15 protein-coding genes are annotated in these 15,495 nt (G+C 62.4%); 9 read left to right on the forward strand and 6 right to left on the reverse strand.

Annotated elements, in window-relative coordinates:
- Positions 1-48 precede the first annotated feature (48 nt).
- Together glnL and ntrC are read left to right on the forward strand one after the other, a co-directional pair.
- Positions 49-1,113 (forward strand): nitrogen regulation protein NR(II), encoded by a 1,065-nt coding sequence (gene glnL, locus VIZ63_RS13095; RefSeq protein ID WP_331610097.1) that lies wholly within the window; start codon positions 49-51, stop codon positions 1,111-1,113.
- Entirely contained in the window at positions 1,094-2,506 is a 1,413-nt protein-coding gene (gene ntrC / locus VIZ63_RS13100; protein ID WP_331610098.1) for a nitrogen regulation protein NR(I), read from the forward strand. The genes glnL and ntrC overlap by 20 nt, the downstream gene beginning before the upstream one ends.
- 103 nt (positions 2,507-2,609) lie before the next feature.
- Here ntrC and VIZ63_RS13105 read toward each other — a convergent pair whose 3' ends face one another.
- Positions 2,610-3,572 (reverse strand): dihydroorotate dehydrogenase, encoded by a 963-nt coding sequence (locus VIZ63_RS13105; RefSeq protein WP_331610099.1) that lies wholly within the window; start codon positions 3,570-3,572, stop codon positions 2,610-2,612.
- 78 nt (positions 3,573-3,650) lie between these two features.
- On the opposite strand from VIZ63_RS13105, the gene VIZ63_RS13110 reads away from it, so the two are divergent.
- Entirely contained in the window at positions 3,651-4,106 is a 456-nt protein-coding gene (locus VIZ63_RS13110; protein ID WP_331610100.1) for a tRNA (cytidine(34)-2'-O)-methyltransferase, read from the forward strand.
- 73 nt (positions 4,107-4,179) lie between these two features.
- On the opposite strand, the gene VIZ63_RS13115 is transcribed toward VIZ63_RS13110, so the two are convergent.
- The 4 genes from VIZ63_RS13115 to VIZ63_RS13130 form a co-directional block, all read right to left on the reverse strand.
- Positions 4,180-5,220 carry an NAD(P)H-dependent glycerol-3-phosphate dehydrogenase gene (locus tag VIZ63_RS13115; RefSeq protein ID WP_331610101.1) on the reverse strand — a complete coding sequence of 347 codons (1,041 nt, stop codon included), beginning with the start codon at positions 5,218-5,220 and terminating at the stop codon, positions 4,180-4,182.
- 26 nt (positions 5,221-5,246) lie between these two features.
- Positions 5,247-5,756, reverse strand: coding sequence for a protein-export chaperone SecB (gene secB / locus VIZ63_RS13120; RefSeq protein ID WP_331610102.1), 510 nt, complete (start codon positions 5,754-5,756; stop codon positions 5,247-5,249).
- 63 nt (positions 5,757-5,819) lie between these two features.
- Entirely contained in the window at positions 5,820-6,089 is a 270-nt protein-coding gene (gene grxC / locus VIZ63_RS13125) for a glutaredoxin 3 (RefSeq protein ID WP_331610103.1), read from the reverse strand.
- Positions 6,086-6,532 carry a rhodanese-like domain-containing protein gene (locus VIZ63_RS13130; protein ID WP_331610104.1) on the reverse strand — a complete coding sequence of 149 codons (447 nt, stop codon included), beginning with the start codon at positions 6,530-6,532 and terminating at the stop codon, positions 6,086-6,088. Before VIZ63_RS13130 ends, grxC begins: the two co-directional genes overlap by 4 nt.
- Before the next feature lie 75 nt (positions 6,533-6,607).
- Between VIZ63_RS13130 and VIZ63_RS13135 the strand changes: the two genes are divergently transcribed.
- The 4 genes from VIZ63_RS13135 to VIZ63_RS13150 all read left to right on the forward strand — a co-directional run bounded on the left by VIZ63_RS13135 (position 6,608) and on the right by VIZ63_RS13150 (position 12,952).
- On the forward strand, positions 6,608-7,894 hold the full coding sequence (locus VIZ63_RS13135; protein WP_331610105.1) for a murein hydrolase activator EnvC family protein: 1,287 nt from the start codon (positions 6,608-6,610) through the stop codon (positions 7,892-7,894).
- Positions 7,895-8,152: 258 nt separating this feature from the next.
- Positions 8,153-10,474, forward strand: coding sequence for an EAL domain-containing protein (locus tag VIZ63_RS13140; protein ID WP_331610106.1), 2,322 nt, complete (start codon positions 8,153-8,155; stop codon positions 10,472-10,474).
- A gap of 168 nt (positions 10,475-10,642) precedes the next feature.
- On the forward strand, positions 10,643-11,911 hold the full coding sequence (locus VIZ63_RS13145) for a S41 family peptidase (RefSeq protein ID WP_331610107.1): 1,269 nt from the start codon (positions 10,643-10,645) through the stop codon (positions 11,909-11,911).
- 9 nt (positions 11,912-11,920) lie between these two features.
- On the forward strand, positions 11,921-12,952 hold the full coding sequence (locus VIZ63_RS13150; RefSeq protein ID WP_331610108.1) for a GGDEF domain-containing protein: 1,032 nt from the start codon (positions 11,921-11,923) through the stop codon (positions 12,950-12,952).
- Between the two features lie 105 nt (positions 12,953-13,057).
- On the opposite strand, the gene VIZ63_RS13155 is transcribed toward VIZ63_RS13150, so the two are convergent.
- Positions 13,058-13,450, reverse strand: coding sequence for an MAPEG family protein (locus VIZ63_RS13155; protein ID WP_331610109.1), 393 nt, complete (start codon positions 13,448-13,450; stop codon positions 13,058-13,060).
- 129 nt (positions 13,451-13,579) lie between these two features.
- Here VIZ63_RS13155 and hmgA point away from each other — a divergent pair, with 129 nt between their 5' ends.
- Entirely contained in the window at positions 13,580-14,890 is a 1,311-nt protein-coding gene (gene hmgA, locus VIZ63_RS13160; protein WP_331610110.1) for a homogentisate 1,2-dioxygenase, read from the forward strand.
- Between the two features lie 194 nt (positions 14,891-15,084).
- Entirely contained in the window at positions 15,085-15,495 is a 411-nt protein-coding gene (locus VIZ63_RS13165; RefSeq protein ID WP_331610111.1) for a phage holin family protein, read from the forward strand.

A 15,495-nucleotide genomic window follows, 5' to 3' on the forward strand; every position in this document is an offset into this window, starting at 1 on the left:
TGACGCACGCTCATGGTTGCCCACCCTGCAAGCATCGGCAGACTTGTCATGACTGACCCGGATCGCATCCTCGACAGTCTGAGCACGAGCATCCTCATCGTCGATGATGCGCAAACGCTGCTCTATCTGAATGTCGCCGCCGAAACGCTGTTCGGTGTGAGTCGCAACCAGGTGCGCGGTCGGCCACTCGCTGATCTGTTGGTCGACGCAAGTGCGCTCAGTCTCGTCATCGAGCGTGCAATGGAAACCTGGCGGCCGATCTCGCGTCGCGAACTGGCCCTGCGCCCGTCGAATGGTGACAGCGAGTTGATCGTCGACTGCAACGTGGCGCCGTATGAAGAAGCAGGAACGCCGGCCGCTGCGCTGATCGAGATCAGCGACGGCACGCAGCACCAACGAATCACTCGCGAAAACGCCCTGCTCACCCAGGTCGGCGGCAGTCGCGCCATGATCCGGCAACTGGCGCACGAGATCAAAAACCCGCTCGGTGGTTTGCGTGGCGCGGCGCAACTGCTCGAACGTCAGCTCGGCGACGCGGCGATGCGTGAGTACACCTCCGTGATCATCAGCGAAGCGGATCGCCTGGCGACGTTGGTCGATACCCTCCTCGGTCCCGGGCATCACCCGCGCAAGGAATCGGTCAACATTCACGAATTGCTGCAACACGTCGGCCATCTGTTGGCAGCCGATGCTCCGCCGAATGTTTCCGTCGAGCGCGACTACGACCCGAGTCTGCCGCCCTTGCTGCTGGATCGGCACCAGATCATCCAGGCGATGCTCAATCTTGGGCGCAATGCAGCGCAGGCACTGGTACAAAGCGGTGGCAGGATCACGTTGCGCACGCGTGTGCTCACGAACGAAAGCATAGGTACGAAGCGTTATCGCCTGGTTGCATGCATTCAGTTCGAAGATACGGGGCCAGGCGTGCCCGATCAGCTCCGCGATACCCTTTTCTATCCGTTGGTCACCGGTCGTTCTGACGGTACGGGTCTCGGTCTTGCCGTGGCTCAGGACCTCGTCAGTCGTCACGACGGCCTGATCGAATTCGAAAGTCGACCTGGCCTCACCACCTTCACTATTCTGCTGCCATTCCATGCTCCAGATACCCGTTAAGCCGCTCAATGTCTGGCTCGTCGACGACGATGCCTCCATCCGCTGGGTTCTTGAGCGCGCGCTGCGCCAGGGAGGTATGGCACCCACCGCATTCGACCACGCGGACTCCGCGCTGGCAGCGCTGCGACGCGATCGACCCGATGTACTGATCACCGACATTCGAATGCCTGGCCGCAGCGGGTTGGAATTGCTGACCGAGATTCACGAGAGCCAGCCGCAATTGCCCGTCATCGTGATGACGGCGCATTCCGACCTGGATAGCGCGGTCGCCGCCTACCAGGGTGGGGCATTCGAATACCTGCCGAAGCCATTCGACATCGACCAGGCTGTCGATCTCGTGCGCCGCGCAGCCCAGCAGAAGGAGCGGGTCGAGGAAGTCAGCACCGAAGCGCGGCGCATTCCCGAGATGCTGGGACAGGCACCGGCGATGCAGGAAGTCTTCCGGGCGATCGGCCGACTGTCGCGCTCGAGCATGACGGTGTTGATTACGGGTGAATCCGGCACGGGTAAGGAACTGGTCGCGCGTGCTCTGCATCGCCACAGTCCACGCGCCAGCAAGGCATTCATCGCACTGAATACGTCGGCGTTCACGGCAGATCTGCTGGAATCAGAACTGTTCGGCCACGAGAAAGGCTCGTTTACCGGCGCCGATGCATTGCGTCGTGGACGGTTCGAACAGGCCGACGGAGGAACGCTGTTCCTCGATGAAATCGGCGACATGTCGCCGCAGCTGCAGACGCGTCTGCTGCGCGTGCTCGCCGAAGGTGAGTTTTATCGGGTCGGCGGCCAGGTACCGGTTCGGGTCGATGTACGTGTGATCGCGGCCACGCACCAGGCGCTGGAAGAGCGCGTGAAACAGAACATGTTCCGCGAAGACCTGCTGCACCGCCTGAACGTCATTCGTATCGAAGTGCCGCCGCTGCGTCAGCGCCGCGAAGATATTTCGGAACTGATTCTTCACTATCTCGATGCGGCTGCGATCGAACTCGGTGTCGAATCGAAAACGCTATCGGCCGATGCAATGGCCGTGCTGTCGAGCTTCGATTGGCCGGGCAACGTCCGCCAACTGGTCAACACCTGCCGCCGACTGACCGTGACTGCGCCGGGTCGCGAGATCAAGGTGGAAGACATTCCCACCGATCTTGGCGGTGCGCCGAGCCCCGCACGATTGCAGGACGAATGGACACGTCAACTCACGAGCTGGGCCGAAAAGCGGCTTGCCGCCGGCGAAACGCCGCTGCTCGATGACGCGATGCCGGAGTTCGAACGCACACTGATCCGGGCTGCATTACGCAAAGCCGAAGGTGGACGCCAGGAAGCCGCGCGCCTGCTGGGATGGGGACGCAACACCCTCACCCGCAAGCTCAAGGAGCTTGCGATGGATGACGAGTGATGCAGTAGACGGGCAGGTACACAGATGAGCACAGAAAGTAATTTTCCTGTGCTTTTTTGTGGCTCTTTCTATGTGTTCCTTGTGTACTTTTCTGTATCGCCCGTTATCCCGCCTTGCTCAATCCCGTCGCCGGCGGATGAGCCGATGACGTGCCGACGAGGTCGGTGACCGAGCGCAGGTTATGGCGCGCAAGGTAGTCGGCGATGCCGCGATTGATCTTCGGGCACACCAGCGGATCGTAGAAGAGCGCGGTACCGACGCCGACGGCAGTTGCGCCGGCAATCAGGAATTCGAGCGCATCGTTGGCTGAGCAAATACCACCCTGGCCGATGATGGGAATGTTGTGCTTGCGCGCGACTTCATGGACTTGATGGACCTTCAACAGCGCGATCGGTTTGATCGCAGGTCCGGACAATCCACCCTGAATATTGCCGATCACCGGGCGACGCGTGTTCACGTCGATCGCCATACCCATGACGGTATTGATGACAGCGAGCGCGTCCGAGCCGGCTTCGATGCAATGACGCGCGTTCTCGCGAATATCCGTCTGGTTTGGCGAGAGCTTGGTGATCAACGGTTTCTTCGTCACCGCACGGCAGGCAGCCACGACGCGCGCTGACATCTCCGGAAAGTTGCCGAACTGCACACCGCCTTCCTTGATGTTCGGGCAGGAAATATTGATCTCGATCGCGTCGATCGGTGAATCATCGAAGCGGCGAGTCACTTCGACATAGTCGTCGATCGTCGAGCCGCACACATTGGCGATGAAGCGCGTCTCGCTGAAATCGAGCGTCGGCAGGATGCGGTTCACGACCTGATCGACGCCGGGATTCTGCAGGCCGATCGCGTTCAACATGCCCATGGGCGTTTCGTAGACACGATGCGGCGGATTGCCGAGGCGCGGCTCCCGCGTCGTGCCCTTGAGCACGATGCCGCCGGCGTCGCGATTGGAGAATCCCTCGACGCGTGTGTACTCCTCGCCGAATCCGACACAGCCTGACAGCAGAACGATGGGTGAATCGAACTTCAGACCGCAGAAATCGAGTGCGAGGGAGGCGGCAGTCATGGGGAGAACCGTAGAATAGGGAGCAACTCACCCGGGAATCCCATTCTGCTCTGGCCCGCAGCCAGTCGCCAGCCACCCATGTTTCACCTCATCCTGTTTCAACCCGAGATTCCGCCCAACACCGGCAATGTCATCCGCATGAGTGCGAATGCGGGTGCCAGGCTGCATCTCATCAAGCCGATCGCTTTCGACCTCGATGAAAAATCGGTGCGTCGGGCCGGCATGGACTATGCCGAACTCGCGCATGTGCAGCAGTGGGATTCGTTGGGCCGGTGCCTGACGACGATCGGCGCGCCCCGCTGGTTTGCGATTTCGACACGGGGAACGACTCGTTATGACGAGCCGCGCTTCGCACCCGGGGATGCGTTCGTGTTCGGGCCGGAGACGCGCGGATTGCCGCAGGAGATTCTGGATTTATGCGATGAAGATCGCCGTCTGCGCATTCCCATGCGCCCGGGCAATCGCAGCCTCAATCTGTCGAATGCCGTTGCTGTCGTTACCTACGAGGCGTGGCGGCAGCAGGATTTCAGATAACAGATAAGGAGTTTCGCTCGACGTTCCACGAGTGATCCGGACCCTCCGTGTCCTCTGTGTGAACTCCGATCCTTCAGGAATGCTCAGGCTTCAGCGCCCGGCTCATCAGTTCCTTGACGGCTTCTTTCGGCGGCACGCCTTCGTGCACGACACGATAGATCTGTTCGCTGATCGGCATTTCGACGTTGACCTTCGTCGCCACTTCGCGAACCGCGCGCGCGGCGAGCACACCTTCGACAACCTGGCCGATGGCCTTCTGCGCGGCGACGATCTGCTCGCCCGCGGCCAGCGCCAGTCCGAAGCGTCGATTGCGTGATTGATTGTCCGTGCAGGTCAGCACCAGATCGCCAAGACCGGCCAGCCCCATGAAGGTTTCCCTGTGAGCACCGAGCGCAACGCCGAGCCTCGTCATTTCCACAAGGCCACGGGTGATCAGGGCGATGCGAGTGTTGGCACCGAAGCCCAGTCCGTCGGAAAGACCTGCGCCGATGGCGAGTACGTTCTTGATGGCGCCGCCGATTTCCACACCCACCATGTCGGTCGACGTGTAGGCACGAAAGTTCAGGCCGGAAATCCGCTCTGCCAGTTCGCGGGCGAATTCCGCGTCGGCGGACGCGACAGTCATCGCCGTGGGCAATCCGGCGCCGACTTCGCGGGCAAAGGTCGGTCCGGAAATCACTGCGGTGGGAACCTCGGCGCCCAGCACCTGCCCTGCTACTTCATGCGGTAGCAAACCTGTCGACAGCTCGAAACCTTTGGTAGCCCAGGCCAGACGCATGCTCGCGGGACGGTGCTGCGCAATCTCGACCAGCGTGCCGCGGAGTGCGTGACTGGGAACCGATACGACGATGTCGCGATGCGTGGCCAGCACGCGCGTCAGATCGCTGTCGACCTCGAGGAGTTCGGGGAAAGGCGCGTCGGGCAGGTAGCGCCTGTTACGACGTTCGCGGGCGAGTTCACCCAGGTAAGTTTTGTCGCGTCCCCACAGGACGGTCGCGCATCCTGCGCGCGCGAACTGGATTGCCAGCGCCGTGCCCCATGACCCGGCGCCGAGAATCGCGATGGTCGCAGGAGCAGACGCCGGAGAATTGCCTGTCGCCGGCGTGCTGCTCATGGAAGGACCAGACAGTGTCGCAGTGCTCAGTTCACAGCAGCGCCGGCCGCGCCGCCTGCAGCCTGCTGCTGTGCTGCCTGTGCGGCAGCCTGATTGAAGAGCACTTCGAAGTTGACCGGCGGCAACAGGAACGGCGGGAAGCCGCCCTTCGTCAGCAGATCGGAAATCACCTGGCGCGCATAGGGCAGCAGGTAATTGGGGCAGAAGATTCCGAGCAGACGCTGCGCGTCAGCGGCAGGAACGTTGCGCATGCCGAAAGCACCGGCCTGCTGCAGTTCGACGAGCCACACGGTCGTTTCCGCGGCCTTGGCTTCGACGCGCACGGTCAGCACGACTTCCTTGAGGTCGCCGCCGAGATCGTTCACGGACGTGTTCAGATTGAGGTTGATCGTCGGGTTGGGCGTGTTCGGCGCGACGCGCGGACCGATCGGCGCCTCGAACGAGACGTCCTTCAGGTACACAGCCTGCGGCGCGAACTGCGGCGCATTAGGATCGACCTGCCCATTGGTGGCCGCTGCGGGAACTTCGTCAACCATGATCGTTAGTCCTCAGTCTTACTTTAGTGTCTGAAATAATCATTCGCAGGACGCGAACGGTGCTCAGGTCGTGCGTCCCAGCAATTGATCGAGTTCACCGGCAGCGTCCAGCGCCGCCAGATCATCGTATCCCCCGACATGCCGCTCACCGATGAAAATCTGCGGCACCGTGCGGCGTCCACCGCTTCGTCGCAGCATCGTCTCACGCTCGGTCATGTCTTCATCGACTTTGATTTCCTGCACGGCGACGCCCTTGCGCTCGAGCAGGTTGCGCGCCCGCACGCAGTAGCCGCAGTAAGCAGTGGAATACATTACGACAGACGCAGTGCTCATGCCTGTTTGCCATCCTTCTTGCCGCCTTTCACGAGCGGCAGATTTTCCTGGCGCCAGGTGCGCAGGCCGCCGCGCAGCGTCGCGACCTTGCTGAATCCCGCGGCCTTTAGAGCCTTGGCCGCAGCGGCGGACGTGAAGCCGTTCTCGCAGCAGACCACGACCGGCTTGTCCTTGTACTTCTTGAGCGTGCCGGCACGTTCGCCGACTTCCTTCGCAGGAATATTGCGCGCGTCGATGATGTGGCCGGTGTCGTACTCGCCGGCATCACGCACATCCAGCACGAGCGCGCCAGAATTCGTAAGTCGCACCGCGTCGCCCGTGCCAACCATCGTGGAACCCTTGGCGCGCTCGCGGATCTCGATCACGATGGCGAGAATGGCAAGAATCGCGGCGGCCGCGATCAGGAAGGGATGGTTGGTGGTGTATTCCAGAAATCGACTCATTGCTGCAGATCACCCGGCCGTTGCCGTCAGACGCGACTATGAGGGCCATTCGGTGATTTGGAAGGGACGCGGCCTGTGCCGCCGATCCTTGCCGGCCCCGAGGCCCACCCAAAAAAGGGGGCGAAGTATAACAGCCGCTTCCTGGGCCACATCCCCAGGCCACAGTTTTCGGGCGCTGGCCGGGGGATTGGCATAACCATGCGGATTGCACGGTTCGGTCTGGGCGCAGCGATCGCGGCGATCAGCCTCTTATGCCTGGTCGGCACCCTGCCGGCACACAGCGCGGCCGATCCGGCGGCCAAGGAAGGGGAACTCAAGCAGGTCCGCAGCCGGATCGAATCCATCCGCAAATCCATTCAGGCGGAGGCGGAAAAGCGCGATTCACTGAACCAGGCCGTGCGCAAGGCCGACCTGGAAGTCCAGTCCGCCCGCGAACGCCTGTCCGATGTCCGCCAACGTCGGGAAGCCGCCGAAAGCCGCTTGCGAACCCTGGAAGTCGAACGCGCCGATACCCAGCGCAAGATCGACGGCGAGCGCGAATCGCTGGCCGGCGAACTGCGTGTGGCCTACATGAACGGACGACAGGAGCAGCTCAAGCTGATGTTGAGCCAGGACGATGCCGCACAGCTCGGCCGCACGATGGCCTGGTACGGCTACTTCGGTCGCGCGCGGGCAGAGCGCATCACTGCCATCACCGAGCACCTGTCGCACCTGGATTTGCTGACTGAAAACATCAGCGCCGAGGCTGCCCGGCTCAAGGCCCTGGAGGCCGATCAGGCGAAGGAAGTGAAGTCGCTGGCCGGTGCGCGCGACCAGCGCAAAGTCACGCTGGCCAAGGTCCAGGCCACCATCAAGACGCGCAATGACGAGCTGACCAAGGCGCAGCGCGAAGCCCAGGCGCTGGAAAAACTGGTCGAACAGCTGCGTCGGGCCATTCAGGATTTTCCGGATTTCGGCGATCAACCCTTTGCCCGCGCGCGCGGCAAACTGCCGTGGCCCGTCAAAGGCAGCGTCCTCGCCCGCTTCGGCCAGATCCGCTCGGGGGGACCGCTCAAATGGCAGGGAATCGTGATTGGCGCCGAGCGCGGTGCACAGGTTCGCGCGCCCTTCCCGGGCAGGGTCGTATACGCCGACTGGCTGCCCGGACTCGGGTTGCTCCTGGTGCTGGATCATGGCGGCGGCTTCATGAGCCTCTACGGCCACAATGAACAGCTCTACCGCAAAGTTGGCGACCGGGTCGCCGCCGGGGAGTCACTGTCCGTCGTGGGCGAGGCCTCCGGCTTCGGCCGGGCCGGTCTCTATCTCGAAATCCGCCAGGGTCGAAAAGCACTCGATCCGGCCCCGTGGTTGAGCAAGCCCTGAAGTAGCAGACGTGGGTAGGACGTGAGTAGACGGCCGACGCGCCTGTGGTGCGCCGCACCCGCAAACTCACGACCCATCGGGGATTTCGTGACTCGCTTCACGGGGGCTCTGCCGGCCCTGTCCCGGGATATGTTATTACCGTGACAAACACACGAAAGTGCGGTCGACTTCAAGGAACCCTCGATTCGCGGGATGGATGATCTTTTTCCCAGAACGCGAAATAAAATGCCCCAGCGCACGGGCGGGGAACGGTAACGGATGGCGACGATCCTCGACGACGAAGACACGGTTGAAGCGCAGTCGCTGTCGACGTCGCTCGATCCGTATGGGCAGCTGATGAAGATGCTCATGCCGCGCGCGCTGTGCATCGGCATCTACGACCGCATGGCCACACCGCTGTGGCTGTCTGATGGTTGCGAGGGACCCGACCTGCCGCAGCTGGTCGAAGAAGCGCTCAACGCCGCCCGCAGCCCTGATCCGGATCCGTCTGAACGCGATGGTTTCGCCCGTTCCTGGGACGGCGAAACAGCGTATGTTTTCATTCTGCGCGAAGGCAACGAACTGCTCGGCGCGGTCGGCCTTTCCTGCCGCGATGGTAGTGGCAGCGTCCGACCCTTCTCGCTGATGGTTGGACTGCTGCGTCCAGCGTTGCAAGTGCTGACGCGGGAACTCGTCAACCAGAATCCCGTGCCCGATACGCAGAAGAACGCCAGGCTGCGGGACGGTGATCTCGCCCTGTTGCTGGACTCGAATGGCGCTGCCGAGGAAGGTGAAAGCGATGACTTCGGCCAGCTCGTGCGCAGCTGCGTCGATCATCTCGAGTGCTCGACCGGCGCGCTGTTCGTGCCTGAAAAGAAAATCGCCGCGACCTATTCGGCGTCTGCGTCCCAGCGTCGCAGCGATGCCGAGCTGCTGGATCGTACACAGCGCCATCTGTTTGCCTGGGCGCAGGTGCAGCGTCGTACGCTGACGCTCAACAAGGCGCCGCCGAACAGCCCGCTGGGCACGCTGCCCTACAAGATGCTCGCGTGCCCTATCCGCCATGGTTCCGAACCGGTGTCCGGCATCCTGCTGTTGTTTCGTCCACAGTCAGCGGCCGATTTCGAGCTGCGGCAGGTGCGTATCGTCGAAATGCTTGCGCGACGCATTGCATACGTTCTGCAGAACTCCTACGACCCTGCGACCGGCCTGCTAACCCGGCCGGCATTCGAGCGGCGCGCGCTGGCGACTCTCGCTGAGGGAAAGAAGGATCGTCATTGCGTCGGCTATGCCGATGTCGATCGTCTGCATGTCATCAACGACAACCACGGCATGCATGTCGGTGATCAGGCGCTGGCGCGCATTGCCGAAACCATTCGCATCAACCTGCCGCGCAACGTGATTGCCTCGCGCATTTCCGGCGACCGCTTTGCCCTGTTCCTGCCCGACACGCCGGAGCATGCGGCGGAAGAATTCTTCGGCAGCCTGGTCGACACCATCGAGCAGCTGGACTTCAGCCACGAAGGTCAGCGCATTGCGTTGTCCATGAGCTTCGGCCTCGCCGTCGTACCCGAGACACGCTTTCCGCTGTCACATGCGTTGGCCACCGCGGAGGTTGCCTGCAAGTCCGCAAAGCATCTCGGGCGCGGCCGCGTCGAGCTCTATCAGGAGCCGCCGACGCCGCAACCCGCTGCGGTCGCGGCGCCGTCGCTGGATGTCGTTCCAACGCTCGACGCCGTTGCCGCGATGCCGATGATCGAGTCGCATCGCTTCGAGGACGCCACACCGGCGATCGACCTGCGTGAAGCGATAGCGAACGATCGCTTCCGCATGGAAGCGCAGTCGATCGTGAAACTGAATTCGAAAGATCCGCCGCGACGCTTCGAACTGTTGCTGCGCATGATCGATGCGGCCGGCGAAAGCGTGTCACCGGACAAGTTCATTCTCTCGGCCGAGCGTCACGGCATCGCCTCCGATATGGATCGCTGGGTCATTCAGTACGCGCTGGAAATCCTTTCGTCGGCTGCGCCGGCGTTGCAGGGACTGGGTGCGCACTTCGCGATCAATCTTTCCAGTCAGTCCGTGAGTGACGAGAACTTTCCGGATTTTCTCGAAGCCAAATTGCGTGAGTACGAACTGCCGCCGGGGCTTCTGTCGTTCGAAATCACCGAGACCGCCGCGGTGGCCAATATCGTGCGCGCGGAAACGTTGATTCGCCGCGTGCAGGGACTCGGCCACGGCATTGCCCTGGATGATTTCGGCCGCGGCCTGTCGTCGCTCACGTATCTCAAGTCGCTGCCGGTGTCGGACCTGAAGATCGATGGCGCACTGATACGCGATCTGGCCACTGGCTCGCGCTCGCAAGCCACGGTCACGGCGATCGTGCAGCTGGCGCAGTCGATGAACCTCAAGACCACGGCAGAAAGTATCGAGAGCGAAGCGATTCTTGCCGCTGTCGGCCGGCTGGGCGTGGACTACGCGCAGGGCTTCGCCATCGGTCGGCCCCGGGCGCTCGAATCCGTGCTCCAGGAAATGCTGCGCGGCGCACCTGGCGTCACCCGGGTTTCCGGTTCACCACTCATGTCGCGGCTGGCGGGCTGACGCCGCTTTGTCGCACAGGCGCTGCGAAGCGTGGATTCAGGGAATACCTGCGGTTCTTAGTGGCGTTGAGCCATCATTGTCGCCTGTAATATCGATGACGGCCTTTCCGGCTCGCTGCCGGTCAGGCGCCCACCAGTTGAATTTCACTCCAGGCCAAGTGCAGTGACCGTGAACCGATTCAGCCACCCTTTTCGCGTGTTGTTGTTGGTGACGCTCGGCGTCGTTGTCGGCATGGGCCTGTCCGTGGGCCGCAGTGTCAAAGCCGAGCGAGGTATTCCTCCCGAACAGTCGGGCAGCGCGGTCGACAAGCCGTTGCGCTGGCAGGATGCCCGGCTGCTCGCCGAAGTGCTGCAACTGGTCCGCAAGGACTACGTTGACGATGTTTCGGACCAGCAACTCATCGAAGCCGCCATTCGTGGGCTCGTCGCTGATCTGGATCCGCATTCAGCGTTCCTGGACGCCGAAGAACTCAACGAGATTCGTATCAGCACGGCGGGTGAGTACTCCGGCGTCGGCATAGAGATCGCGCTGGAGAACGGCGCGGTCAATGTCGTCTCGCCGATCGAAGGCGGCCCGGCGGCGCGGGCGGGTGTGCGTGCCGGCGACAAAATCGTCGCGGTCGATGAAGTGCCGGTCAAAGCCGACAATCTCGACGACACCATCGATCGCATGCGCGGCAAACCCGGCTCGATGGTCAAGATCACCATCGCCCGTACCGAAACACCGCAACCCCTGGAGTTCACGCTCGCCCGTGCCAACGTGCAGGTGCATAGCGTCAAGCAGTCGCTGCTCGAACCCGGCATCGGCTACGTGCAGATCTCGCATTTCAGCGAGACCACCGCGACGGACCTGGAAAAAGCCATCGCGCAGCTCAAGCGCCAGAACGGCAGCGATCTGGGCGGACTCGTGCTCGACCTGCGCGACAATCCGGGTGGCCTGCTCGAAGCGGCGATCGGTGTTTCCGATGTATTCCTCGATGCCGGCATCATCGTCACGGCGGACGGCCGCGCGGCGGACGCAAAATTCGAAATGGATGCGCAACCGGGTGATGAATTGAATGGCGCCCCGGTCGTGGTGCTGGTCAACGGCGGATCGGCCTCGGCATCGGAAATCGTCGCCGGCGCGCTGAAGGACCATCACCGCGCAACGATCGTCGGTCAGCAGACATACGGCAAGGGCTCGGTGCAGACCGTCATGCCGCTGTCGGACGGTCAGGCCGTCAAGCTCACCACCTCGCGGTACTTCACCCCGTCGGGTGTATCGATCCACAAGGTCGGCATCACACCGGACGTCGTGATCGATGCAAAGCAGGCGGCGACCGCCGACGCCAGCAAGCCCGCCGCCGCGAATCCCGCGACCGATCCGGAAGTGGTGTTGGCGCTCGGCGTGCTCAGGGACGGTTCCGCGCAACGGATTCGTCAAAGCAGCCTGCAGTAATTCCACGCCATGCGTGTCGCCGCCTCGACAGGGAGCGCCACCCAGGGCTTTATCGCGAAGGCGCTGCTGGGTCTGGAGTTGCTGGCGCTGGCCATCGGCGTTCTGCAGTTTGCGTTCGCGACCGCCACCGTTCAGCACCCGCTCCTGGCTGGCGGCGCACTCGCGCTGCTTGGCTGCAGCATCCTGCTCGTGCGGATGATTCCGGCGTTGCAACGTCCGCAGGCGCGCCAGCATTGGCTCTCTATCGCCACTTCGATCGTGTTCGTCACGTTGATGGCCGTAGCGACCGGTGCAGCGCACAGTGCGCTGGTCACGCTCTACCTCCTCCCGCTCGCTACTGTCGCGCTCGCGTTCGGGCGCTGGTGGCTCGTTGCCCTGGTGGCGTTGGTCATTGCCGCGCTTGGCATACTGCTGGGTGCGCTGACGCCAGCAACCAATGTGTGGGGCGCCCAGTTCGCCGTGCTCCTGTTCAGCAAACTGCTGCCGGGCGTCGCTGTGGCTCTGATTCTCGGCGCACTCATCGAACAGATGCAGAGCGCCGTGCAGCGCATCTCCGACATGGCGGCCAGCGATCAGCTCACCGGACTGCTCAATCTGCGGGCGTTCGAAGATGTGCTGCAACAGGAGCATCGCAAGGCGGAACGGTTCGGACGTCCCTACACATTGCTGATGATCGATATCGACAACCTGGCGCACGTGAACGAGGCGTTGGGTCACGATGCGGGCAGTCAGGTCATTGTGTCCGTCGCCGCGGCCATCGGCCGTTCGATCCGGGCCTCCGATGTGGCGGCCCGCGTCGGCGGTGATGACTTCGTGGTGCTGCTGACCGAAGCCGATGAAGCGACGGGAGGGATGATCGCGCAGCGCATCCGCAACAACATTTACGCCAGCACCATCTCGGTGGCGAATCGGTTGATCCGCGCCAATGCGAGCGTCGGCGTCGCGAACTTTCCCCGGGATCATCTGTACCCGAAGGAGCTGATGATCCTCGCGGACCAGCGCATGCAGCAGGATCGCGAGTTGCGCAAGCAGCCGGGTTGAGGGTGTGGCGCTGAGAAGAGTCGCTAAAGACCGTACAAAAGAAAACCCCTGAGTCCTGCGAGGCTGAACTTATGCGGTCCTTCGCGGCGCTCTTCGTTTCCGGTCCTACTGAGCGGCCATCAGCGTGCGGATCGCCTGCCACAGAATTCCGGCCATCATGATCAGCGTGGGCAATGCCGTGAGTGCAAATCCCAGTGAACGGTTCTTGGGATCGCGCGCATACGAGCGGCAATAGATCGCGCGTCCGATCACGAAGACCACACCCAGGCTGGCCGCCCAGAGGGGATTCGCGTAGTGCGCGAAGATCCACAACGACGGCAGGAACATCAGCAACTGCTCGAGCGTGTTCATCTGGACACGGAAGTAGCGCTCGAAGATTTCATTGCCGGAGACCGCAGGCGCGGCGATACCGTACTGGGCGCGTGCTTTGCCGACGAGCACGCCGAAGTACAGGAACTGGAGCAGGGCGACGACGGTGACGATGGCGACGTAATGCATGACTCGGCCTTGTAGTTATTTCTCCCGGCGCCAAGAGTAGCGCATACGCTGAGTGGGCGCCGCTCTATCCCTGACGACGTTGCTATATCATCAAGCGTGATCTCTGATCAGCACCGTTGGCAGGTGAACATGAGCACCCCGTCCCCATCGTCCCTCACTTACCAGAGTGGTTTCGCGAATCACTTCGCCACCGAGGCGCGCGCGGGCGCATTACCTGTCGGGCGCAACTCACCACAGCGCGCACCGCTCGGGTTGTATGCAGAGCAGCTCTCTGGAACCGCGTTCACCGCGCCGCGCCATTCCAATCGTCGTTCCTGGCTCTATCGCCTGCGGCCGGCGGCGATGCACGGACCTTTCGTACGCAATGACGACGGCCTGATCACGAATCAATTCGATGCGGTCGCGACCTCACCGAATCGTCTGCGCTGGGATCCGCTGCCGATTCCCGAACGGCCGACAGATTTCGTCCAGGGTCTGATGAGCGCCGCGGGCAATGGATCGCCGGATGCGCAGAGCGGTTGCGGCATTTACTGGTACGTGGCGAATCAGTCGATGCGCGACCGGTTTTTCTACAGCGCGGACGGCGAGCTGTTGATCGTGCCGCAACTCGGTCGCCTGCGGCTGGCGACGGAACTGGGAATCCTCGAGCTCGAGCCGCAGGAGGTTGCGGTGATCCCGCGCGGCGTGCGCTTTCGCGTCGAGTTGCTCGACGCGAAAGCCCGCGGCTATGTCTGTGAGAATTTCGGCGCGCCGTTGCGACTGCCCGACCTGGGTCCGATCGGTTCGAACGGTCTCGCCAATCCGCGTGACTTTCAGACGCCGGTCGCATGGTTCGAAGATCGCGAAGGCGAGTTCGAGCTGGTTGCCAAGTTTCTCGGCCACCTGTGGTCGGCGCCAATCCATCACTCACCGCTCGATGTCGTCGCCTGGCACGGCAACAATGCGCCGTACAAGTACGATCTGCGCCGCTTCAACACGATCGGTTCGATCAGCTACGACCATCCCGATCCGTCCATCTTCCTGGTGTTGCAATCTCCCAGCGATGCGCCCGGCGTCGACATGATCGACTTCGTTATTTTTCCGCCGCGCTGGCTCACGATGGAAGACACGTTTCGTCCGCCCTGGTTCCATCGCAACATCGCCAGCGAGTTCATGGGACTGATTCACGGAGTCTACGATGCCAAGGCCGGCGGCTTTGCGCCGGGCGGCGCGTCACTGCACAACTGCATGAGCGGGCATGGGCCGGACGCGGCCACCTTCGAGCGCGCCAGCGCCGCGGATACCACGACACCGCAACGCATCAGCGACACGATGGCGTTCATGTTCGAGACGCGTAATGTGATCCGCCCCACTGCACACGCGCTGGCATTGCCGCAACTGCAGTCCGGCTACGACGAGTGCTGGTCGGGTTTGCGCAAGCAGTTCAGGAATCAGGAATAGAGGATCTCCACGGAGAGCACGGGGTAAGCAGACGCATTCTCGAATGGATGGAGCAGTCGCGGTTGGCGTGAAACACGAATGATGGTTGATCTCCATTTGATCTTCCGACCCCGTGATCCCCGTGGAGATTCCTATTCCCCGTATCGTTCGTTCACGGGATTGAAATCAGCCAGGCAGGCCGGATTCATGCTCTCATGTCTGCTCATCCGACCACCCAAGGCGTTCATCCGATGACCGGTTTTCTACTGCGTTGCGCCATCGTCGCTCTCGGGCTGTGGCTGGCCACCAAAGTGTTGCCTGGCCTGCACTTCGATACGGCAGGCACATTGCTGGGGGCTGCCTTGCTGCTCGGTGTCGTGAATGCGGTGATTCGACCGATCGCGGTCGTGCTCACCCTGCCCTTGACGCTCGTCACCCTGGGCTTCTTCCTGCTCGTCATCAACGCCGGCATGCTGGGGCTGGTCGCCCTGTTGCTCGACGGCTTCTCGATCAGCAGTTTCTGGACGGCGCTCGGCGCGTCGCTGATCGTGAGCGTGACGTCGTGGGTTGCGTCGGGCTTGATCGGCAACAGCGGCCGTATCGAAGTGATCTCGGGAAAACGGTAA

Source organism: Povalibacter sp., from assembly GCF_036520495.1.
GTDB lineage: Bacteria > Pseudomonadota > Gammaproteobacteria > Steroidobacterales > Steroidobacteraceae > Steroidobacter.